Genomic DNA, 8,899 nt, shown 5'->3' with positions numbered 1-8,899 from the left:
GTGTAGATGAACAGCAAAAAATATTACGTTTGACGTTGGAGCAAAAAGCTTGGCATTTGCTATCGGATATACCAGCGGGGATTTGGTGTATAGGGCTAGAAGCTGCGGTTCGTCATGATGTGCTCAATGTTGAGAAGCCTTTTGCTTTTGAGGGGCTCACGAGAGAAGACTTTGATCAGATAGACAATCCATTAATGAATGACGCTTTGATCTCCTTGGCTGGCCAATCTAGAGTATGGTATTGGAGTGATAAAGGGCATGAAACAGTAGATATGCCTGCATTTCCACCTCGAATTGCGTTTACCGAAATAGCGTTACTGAATGACGAAATGACAACAAAATTGTCTCAGGATTTCACCGAAGAAAGGCTTATACAAGCAGGATATCATGCTGTTGATTATCTGTTTACTCAATATGGTGACAAGAAGAAAAAATTGTGGGCGGTGCGTCAGGGGATAACAACATACGAGACAGAAAAACACTTTTGGTTGCCTGTCACATATCGAGAATCTCCTCCACTTGGTGCAGTAAGCGTGATAAGAGATAAGTTCGATTGTGTGGTAACACAACAGGAGGATGCCGCGGGATTAGTCATTACAGCTGAATATGACTGGCGTTTTTTAACCCCTGTTAGTGTGATAGACGTAAATGATAATGTACATAGCGTGACTTATGATGCCTTAGGGCGGGTGACTAGCTTACGTTTTTTTGGAACCGAAAATCATCAAATGACGGGCTATAGTGCTGTCGATTTTTCTGTTCCAGTTTCTGCCGATGAGGCTTTGTCCTTGGCTTCCCCGTTACCCGTGTCTCAATGTATGGTTTATGTCGCAGACAGTTGGATGCAAGCCGAAGGAGAACGTCAACCACCGCATATCATCACATTGACAACAGATCGTTTTGATCATGATCCTGCTCAGCAAATTCGTCAGCAAGTGAATTTTAGTGACGGCTTTGGACGCCAATTGCAAGTTTCGACTCGCCAGACTGGCGGTGAAAGTTGGCAATATATTGGTAACGGGGCACTTTCGGTAGGGCGAGATGGTGAACCGTTGGTCGATGAAACAATGTTTCGTTGGGCGGTGACAGGTCGAACGGAATATGACAATAAAGGGCAAGCTATCCGCACTTATCAGCCTTATTTTCTGAACGATTGGCGATATGTTCGCGATGATAGTGCGCGTCGAGACCTGTATGCAGATACGCATCGGTACGACCCGCAAGGCCGAGTCTGTCAGGTCATAACGGCGAAAGGCGACCTACGTCGCACTTTATATACCCCTTGGTTTGTCGTCAATGAGGATGAGAACGATACCGCAATGGAGAAGGCTCGTTCTCTTTAATTCCTGTCTTCTCAACGGGTAAGGTATTAACCTACCCGTTGAGAGGGGTTATTATTTTATGGATATATGGATAAAGGAACTTATTTATGCACACTATCAGTGCCTTTGTGTTCGAAAAGACCCCTACGGTCACGGTATTGGATAATCGGGGATTGAATGTACGTAATGTCGAATATTATCGACACCCGGATACCCCTGCTGAGACTGAGCCACGCATCACTCGTCATCAATATGATGCCCGTGGTGCCTTAATTCAAAGCGTGGACTCGCGCTTACATGACGCTGGGCGGATAAACTTTCACTACCTCACCGATTTGTCGGGCAAGACGCTGCACTCGCAAGGTGTGGATAATGGTATCACCGTCACATTGAACGATGCCGCTGGTCGCCCCTATATCGCCGTGAGTAATATTGATATCGCTGATGATGGCACAGAAGACAGAAGCCAAGCGCTAACCCGACGTTGGCAGTATGAGGATGAGGGACATTCAGGACGCCTCCTGAGAGTGACAGAGCAGGTTACCGGTGAAGCTCCCCGTACTGTCGAACGGTTCTTATATGCAGGCAATCGTGACGCAGATAAAGCACTGAACCTCTCAGGGCAATGTATCTGCCATTATGATACCGCAGGACTGATACAAACCGACAGTATTGCTCTGACTGGCGAACCGCTTTCCCTCTCTCGTCGTCTGTTGAAGAACGCGGATAATCCCGATACAGTGGCTGATTGGCAGGGCGAAGACGAGTCTATTTGGAGAGAGCAACTTGATACCGAGGTGTTTACCACAAAAAGTGTCACCGATGCGACGGGAGCGATGTTGATGACACAAGATGCCGAAGGCAATTTACAGCGTGTCGCATACAATATTGCAGGGCAATTATCGGGCAGTTGGCTGACCTTAAAAGGTCGTAACGAGCAGATTATTGTGGCTTCCCTGACCTACTCAGCTGCTGGACAAAAGCTGCGTGAAGTGCACGGTAATGGGGTGGTAACCACTTACTCGTACGAGACAGAAACACAACGCCTCACAGGGATAAAAACTGAGCGCCCAGTTAATCATCTTGCAGGGGGAAAGGTACTTCAAGACTTGCGTTACGAATATGACCCTGTAGGCAACGTACTGAAAATCACCAACGATGCGGAAGAAACCCGTTTCTGGCGCAATCAGAAAGTAGTGCCAGAGAACACATATACGTATGACAGCTTATATCAATTAATCCGCGCTACTGGACGAGAGATGGCAAACATCAGCCAACAAGGTAATCACTCTCCTGCTGCCCTTGTCCCTTTTCCCACAGACAACGCTGCATACACAAATTACACCCGCACTTACAGCTACGACAGTGCCGGTAACATGACACAAATCCGCCATAGGGCACCGATGACGAGCAATAATTACACTACACAAATAACGGTGAGTCATCGCAGTAACCGAGGCGTTTTGAGTACCCTGACGGAAAATCCCGCAGACGTGGAGACGTTTTTCACCGCGGGCGGTCAGCAACAACAGTTACAACCGGGTCAGTTGCTGGTCTGGGCACCACGTAATGAGCTCCTAAAAATCAACCCAGTACAACGTGATGGTCATCAAGACGACAGTGAAAATTACCGTTATGACAGTAATAGCCAACGTATTGTGAAAATCAGTACACAAAAGACCCGAAGTTCCACACAAACTCAGCGGGTAATATACCTGCAAGGATTAGAGTACAGGATAACAAGCAATGGTCTACGAGAAATCGAAAACCTGCAAGTCATCACGGTAGGAGAGGCAGGCCGAGCGCAAGTGAGGGTATTGCATTGGGTGAGAGGAAAACCTGAAGAGATTGAAAATGACTCAATGCGTTACAGCTACGATAACCTTATAGGCAGCAGCGGATTGGAGGTCGATGGCAATGGGAATATCATCAGCATAGAGGAGTATTACCCGTACGGGGGAAGCTCAGTTTGGTCGGCTCGGAGTCAAATTGAAGCGAACTACAAAACAGTGAGGTACTCCGGTAAGGAGCGTGATGCGACGGGGCTGTATTACTACGGGTATCGCTATTACCAGCCATGGGTAGGCAGATGGTTATCCTCTGACCCCGCGGGGACTGTGGACGGGATGAACTTATTCAGAATGGTGCGGAATAATCCAATTTTACTCAAGGATGATAATGGGTTAAAAACAACCATGAAAGATAATTTTATAAGAGAGAATGGTGATTTAGTTTATGGGTTAAGCCGTGAGAGAGCATTTTATTTAGACGATGTCGTAGGCAGCGATCATTTTGCAGTTATTGATTATTACAATAATGCGGTTCAATTTGATGTATTTAATAATCATTCGGCTATGCAAAACTTGATGAATAGCGGCAAAAAAATAACTGTTAAGAGATTAGCTAAGGTTCAAAAAAAAATGGGGCCAGATGAAGGCATGGAGGAAAGAGTAAAAAGAGCTAATTCTTACCCATTATGGGATAACTATTTTGCTGTAGGAAAAAGTAACCCCAAGTTTGATATTTCATATATATACAATGAAGTTAATAAATACCCTAAAAAAAGTCAGTATCATGAATGGGATAATAATCGCCTTGTTCCTAAACTTCTTTGGAAACGAGGCAGTAAGATTGGGATTGAAATGGCCGCTAGCGGAGCGGGTAATAAGATTCATTTTGTTTTGGATAAATTAAATATAGACAGTGTGGTTAAAAAAGAAGTGAATGAAGGACAATCTGTTACAGCTAGTGAGTTACGTTATATATATAGGAATAGGGAAAGATTAATAGGTAGAGTCCATTTTTATAAAGATAATATTGAAGTTGAAGCTCCTTGGGTTACAAACCCACAATTATGGTCCCTTTATAGACCAAAAGTTAAAAATAGTGAAAATTCGACTTCACATGTTACTGCTAAAAATCAAGGTAAAGGGTGGATTCAACGAGTTTTCAAAAAATTTAAATGACAGTAGGCATCATGTTGGTTTGCATACAGACCTGATGGGAAAAAATATTCTTCAATGTGCTAGCGATCTTTGCAGAATTTGAAGGTGATTTAATACGTCTACGAACCCGAGAAGGTATGGCGATGGAGGGCATTCAGAATTCTATGAAAGTCTGGACTTCGGTTGACAATTAGTTTTTTCTAATTGTAGCCGGAGGTCAGATATGATGAACATTAAAGCTAAACGAGATATTGCACATAAAACAAAAATCTTAAATCATGCCTGCGAGAGTAAAAATATTGCTAAAACGTGTCGTCATTTGGGGATCAGTAGAGAAACGTTTTATACTTGGAAAAGAGCTTATGAATGAGATGGCGAGAAATAATTAATCAATAATAAACCCTGCCCTGAAAATCCAACCAGAAGAGTTGCAAAACACATCGAAGAGCTGGTTATTTATCTGCGTACGACTTACCATTTTGACCCCCCAACGTATTGCTTGGTATCTTTTACGGTTTCATAACATCAAAATATCACGCTCTGGCTGCTACTATGTATTGTTAAGAAACAAATTAAACCAACTTCCTCAAAATCGGAGAAGTCGTTCTAAACCGCTATTTAAACGTTATCAGAAACAAGTTCCAGGGCACTATGTTCAGATTGATGTGAAGTTCCTATTTTTTTATACGCCTGATGGACAACGAATTAAACGTTTTCAATATACTGCGATTGATGACGCGACACGGATCAGAGCACTTAAAATTTATGAAAGGCATAATCAGGCTAATGCCATTGATTTTATTAATTATGTTGTAAATAAATTTCCCTTTAGAATCAAAACGATTAGAACTGATAATGGGCACGAACTCCAATCGAAATTTAATTGGCATATTCATGATCTCGGGATGGAGCATGTTTATATCAAGCCAGCTACACCCAGATTGAATAGGAAAGTCGAGCGTTCTCATTTAACAGATAAACAGAAATTTTATCAATTAATCGATTATAAGGATGATGTCGATTTACATGAAAAATTAGCTGAATGGGAGGCATTTTATAATTGTCATCGCCCCCACTCAGCTCATGCTGGTAAAACACCGTATGAAGTGTTAAAAAATAAGCTTGGTCTTTAAGACTAAACGTCAGCCGAGGTTCTGAGTGACACACTCCAGCCGGAACACGTTCAAGTACAATCTTTTTTTGCTCATCGTTAAGGGTAGGGGGGCGTCCAAAGCGCTTGCCTGCACTTTTCGCTCTTGCGATACCAGCATGAGTCCGTTCAATTAAAAGATCTCTCTCAAACTCGGCGACCGCTGAAATCACCTGCATCGTCATCTTCCCTGCAGGACTAGTTAGGTCAACACCACCAAGCGCTAAACAATGAACTCTGATATTAAGCGGCACTGTTGCAAATAAAGAAATGAAGTTGAGTTTTTCAGCTCAAAGTGGATTATAGGCCAAAAGCTCGGTTCACTAGACGCACTTCCCCTAAGGGATATCCGTAATAAAAATACTCAGCCTGACCTTTCTTCAATGCTCGCATCGCCTCAATTCCCTTAATGGTAGCGTGAGCGGTTTTGAGGGATTTAAATCCTAATGTAGGATTGATGATCTGCTTCAATTTTCCATGATCACATTCAATGACATTATTGCGATATTTCATCTGCCGGTGTTCAACGCCAGTTGGATATTTCCCCTCTTTTTTAAGTAACATGATAGCGCGACCATAGGATGCCGCTTTATCGGTATTAATCACTTTGGGTGCATTGCCTTTTTTCATCCGGTTGAAGAGTTTACTTAAAAAGCGGTAAGCCGCTTTCGTATTCCTGCGCGGTAAGAGATAAAAATCCAACGTATTCCCTTTACTATCAACTGCACGGTACAAATACGCCCATTTTCCATTGATTTTTATGTAGGTTTCATCAAGATGCCAAGTTTGTGCGCCCGTAGAATTATGCCAATACCAGCGTACTGCCCACAGGATGATAATACCGGTGAAATGACGACCTTTAAATGCATTCATGAGGTAAGCTTCCGTAGCAGACTGGTTAACTTAGCATAATGAGTCATTCAAACTTTGCAACAGTGCCTACTCGTATCTGGGGATTCATTGATTGTCAATCTATTGATCGCTTATGCCGTAATATGATGGATATGTGTTATTTAACGTTAGATCTGAAACAACGTGGGGTTTCACTCATTTTTCTTAAAGAAAATATTTGTTTTTCAGCGAATGAAAACAATCCGTTACAATAACTTCAATTGTATATGATGTCCGCATTTAGTCAATTTGAACGAGCCCTAATCAGGGAACGCCAAGCGGAAGGAATTGCGGCTAAAAAACATAGAGAGGAACAAACGGGTCGCCCTCCTGCAGATAAACGTAAGGTTGTCATGGTTGATGAATTAAAAGCGAAAGGCATTCGTCTTGAATTAGCCTGTGATAACGTTGGAATAGGTGTTTTAACTTACTATAAGTTAAGGAAAAAGTAATCCATTCACTTTGGAGGTCATATGATGAAGATCGTAGTGACAGCAAAGGCCATACACGATGATGGTTCTGCCTATCAAGAAACATTATTAACATTACAGAAAAACGCCGAGCAAGATGAACCTTTGGGATTATCTCTCAACGAATCAAAGACATTACTCAGTAGTGCTCAATTAGCCGTCATACAGACCCAAAGCCAATCCTATATGTAAGCGCATCGAGAGTGTCCATACTGCCATCAACGTCGTCAAATAAAAGATCATCAGACCGCCATTATCATACTTTATTTGGGGGCATTCCGATTAAAGGGTTTCGACTTTACCGCTGTCACTGTGAGACTAATAATACAAACTCAGTGAGTTTGCTCAGTGAGTGGATACCCGAAAATATCCATCCCGAACTAAAATATATTGAGGCTAAATGGGCCTCATTGATGTCTTATGATCTTACCGTCGATAGATTGGATCAATAAAGCGCTAAATGCTTCCACTGTGCGTAATCACTTAATAAGCGTTGCTAAACGACAAGAATCTGAGTTAGCCGAGCAACCCGATTTTCTCGATAAATCTGCCTATGACAACGAACAGCTACCCCGCCCAGGAAAACCCATGGTGATAGGGTTTGATGGTGGTTACGTCCGAGATAGCCATAACCGAAAAAACAATTTTGAAATCATTATAGGAAAAGCTTACGCCGAAAATATTTAAGTCAAACGGTTTGATTATGTTCACACGTTTGAAAACAACCTAAGAAAACGTTTACTTTCTGTACTTAACGCTCAAGGAATACAAACTAACCAACAGATATCATTTTTGTCGGATGGGGCAGATAACCTAAGAATGATGCAAATCGGTATTTATCCCGAAGCTGAGCATATTCTAGATTGATTTCATATTAGTATGCGCCTAACAGTTCTTAACCAGTGCGTTAAAGGTATCGGCTCACAATCCTCAGGGATTGGTGTAAAATTAAGAGATTTACTTGAAAAAAAAATGGTACTTATGGCATGGTAATGTCGATGAAGCGTTAGATAAGCTCGATAGCTGTTTATATATTTGTGATGATGAAGATAGCCAAGTCTATAAAAACAACAAAAAAATGGTTCGGTATTTAGAGAAAATGATAACTTATATTGATAATAACCAAGCTATGACCCCTAATTATGGGGAACGGTATCGCCATGGTGAACCCATTTCAACGGAGCCAAGAAGGTGTACATTACCACCTTTTACAAACTCGAGTAGCCGTTTTAAATGATTAATTAGAAAGTATATTTTATCGTTGGTATCCAAAACTAAATAGCACAGAGTTAGATGCAATGGCCGCGTAAATACCCCACACTTTTTTATGCTCTCCGTTTAGGAGCATTCCACTTATTTTATCTCCAATACACCATGTTACAAAAGGTGTGTCACTCTCATCAATTAGCGTAATTCTAAATTGTCAACAGGCTTCTTAAATGGGACAAAATGAGCAGACATTGACAACGCTCGACGAAAACCACCCCGCAAGCTATAGATTACTCCATTCTGGCTACAGATAGACGGAACTGCTCATTGCGATATGGCTGGAGATGAAGTCTTACACTTAGGGTAAAGCAAAGATGAAAAAAGAAGCATTGTCCATGTAGGATGTTGTTTCGAAATAAAATGGTGTATGTTTTAAATTAAAAATTAAATCAAAACGATCGATTTTTTTATTGATTAATATAATTCATTGATAAATACATTATAAATACTTATGTATTGTGTTTTTTTTAGTAAATAAAATAAGGATAAAGATAGATATAAACACTAAAAAAATTGGTTTTATTGAAATATAAATTCAAAAAAAATATTTAGATTCTTTATTTTATTTTTAATCTTGAGATTTTGCTTTTGTCATTTTTTTAGGGCTAACCTAGATAATTAAGAGGATTGTAGATAATTCTATAGAATTTTATGGGCGCGGGTAGATAATCAGACACAGGTTTTTTACGAATAAATCTATACAGAATACACCTGATTTTCAGCATGATAGATTTCCTCATGGTCTTTCATCTTTACATCCAAAAAATAGATAAAATAATATCGTTAGTATCAGTCATTTTTGGGAATGGAATTAAATAATTAAGGGGAAAACCGAAGGAACGAGCTCATTAT

2 protein-coding genes and 6 pseudogenes are annotated in these 8,899 nt (G+C 41.0%); 6 read left to right on the top strand and 2 right to left on the bottom strand.

Annotation, left to right across the window (positions count from 1 at the left end; translation table 11 throughout):
• The 4 genes and pseudogenes from HFU86_RS19715 to HFU86_RS19705 all read left to right on the top strand — a co-directional run.
• Window positions 1-1,343 (top strand): annotated as a pseudogene (locus tag HFU86_RS19715) (SpvB/TcaC N-terminal domain-containing protein); the annotation flags it as partial.
• A 95-nt stretch (window positions 1,344-1,438) separates the two neighbouring features.
• Window positions 1,439-4,288, top strand: a complete 2,850-nt coding sequence (locus HFU86_RS19710; protein ID WP_187129948.1) for an RHS repeat-associated core domain-containing protein — start codon at window positions 1,439-1,441, stop codon at window positions 4,286-4,288.
• A gap of 41 nt (window positions 4,289-4,329) precedes the next feature.
• Window positions 4,330-4,437 (top strand): annotated as a pseudogene (locus HFU86_RS19920) (recombinase family protein); the annotation flags it as partial.
• Between the two features lie 53 nt (window positions 4,438-4,490).
• Window positions 4,491-5,400, top strand: a pseudogene (locus HFU86_RS19705) (IS481 family transposase).
• Here the strand turns inward: HFU86_RS19705 and HFU86_RS19700 are convergent.
• Both HFU86_RS19700 and HFU86_RS19695 read right to left on the bottom strand, forming a co-directional pair.
• Window positions 5,390-5,662 (bottom strand): annotated as a pseudogene (locus HFU86_RS19700) (recombinase family protein); the annotation flags it as partial. The pseudogenes HFU86_RS19705 and HFU86_RS19700 sit on opposite strands and share 11 nt — an antisense overlap.
• 55 nt (window positions 5,663-5,717) lie before the next feature.
• Window positions 5,718-6,290: an IS6 family transposase gene (locus HFU86_RS19695; RefSeq protein ID WP_132497274.1), complete on the bottom strand. Its 573-nt coding sequence runs from the start codon at window positions 6,288-6,290 to the stop codon at window positions 5,718-5,720.
• Window positions 6,291-6,328: 38 nt separating this feature from the next.
• Between HFU86_RS19695 and HFU86_RS19690 the strand changes: the two are divergent.
• Both HFU86_RS19690 and HFU86_RS19910 read left to right on the top strand, forming a co-directional pair.
• A pseudogene (locus HFU86_RS19690) lies at window positions 6,329-6,760 on the top strand (recombinase family protein).
• A 24-nt stretch (window positions 6,761-6,784) separates the two neighbouring features.
• A pseudogene (locus tag HFU86_RS19910) lies at window positions 6,785-8,088 on the top strand (ISKra4 family transposase).
• Window positions 8,089-8,899: the final 811 nt, after the last annotated feature.

The organism is Providencia sp. JUb39, assembly GCF_012272845.1.
GTDB lineage: Bacteria > Pseudomonadota > Gammaproteobacteria > Enterobacterales > Enterobacteriaceae > Providencia > Providencia lanzhouensis.
The sequence above is the reverse complement of the archived record's forward strand: the minus strand, read 5'-3'. Positions and strand labels throughout refer to the sequence as shown.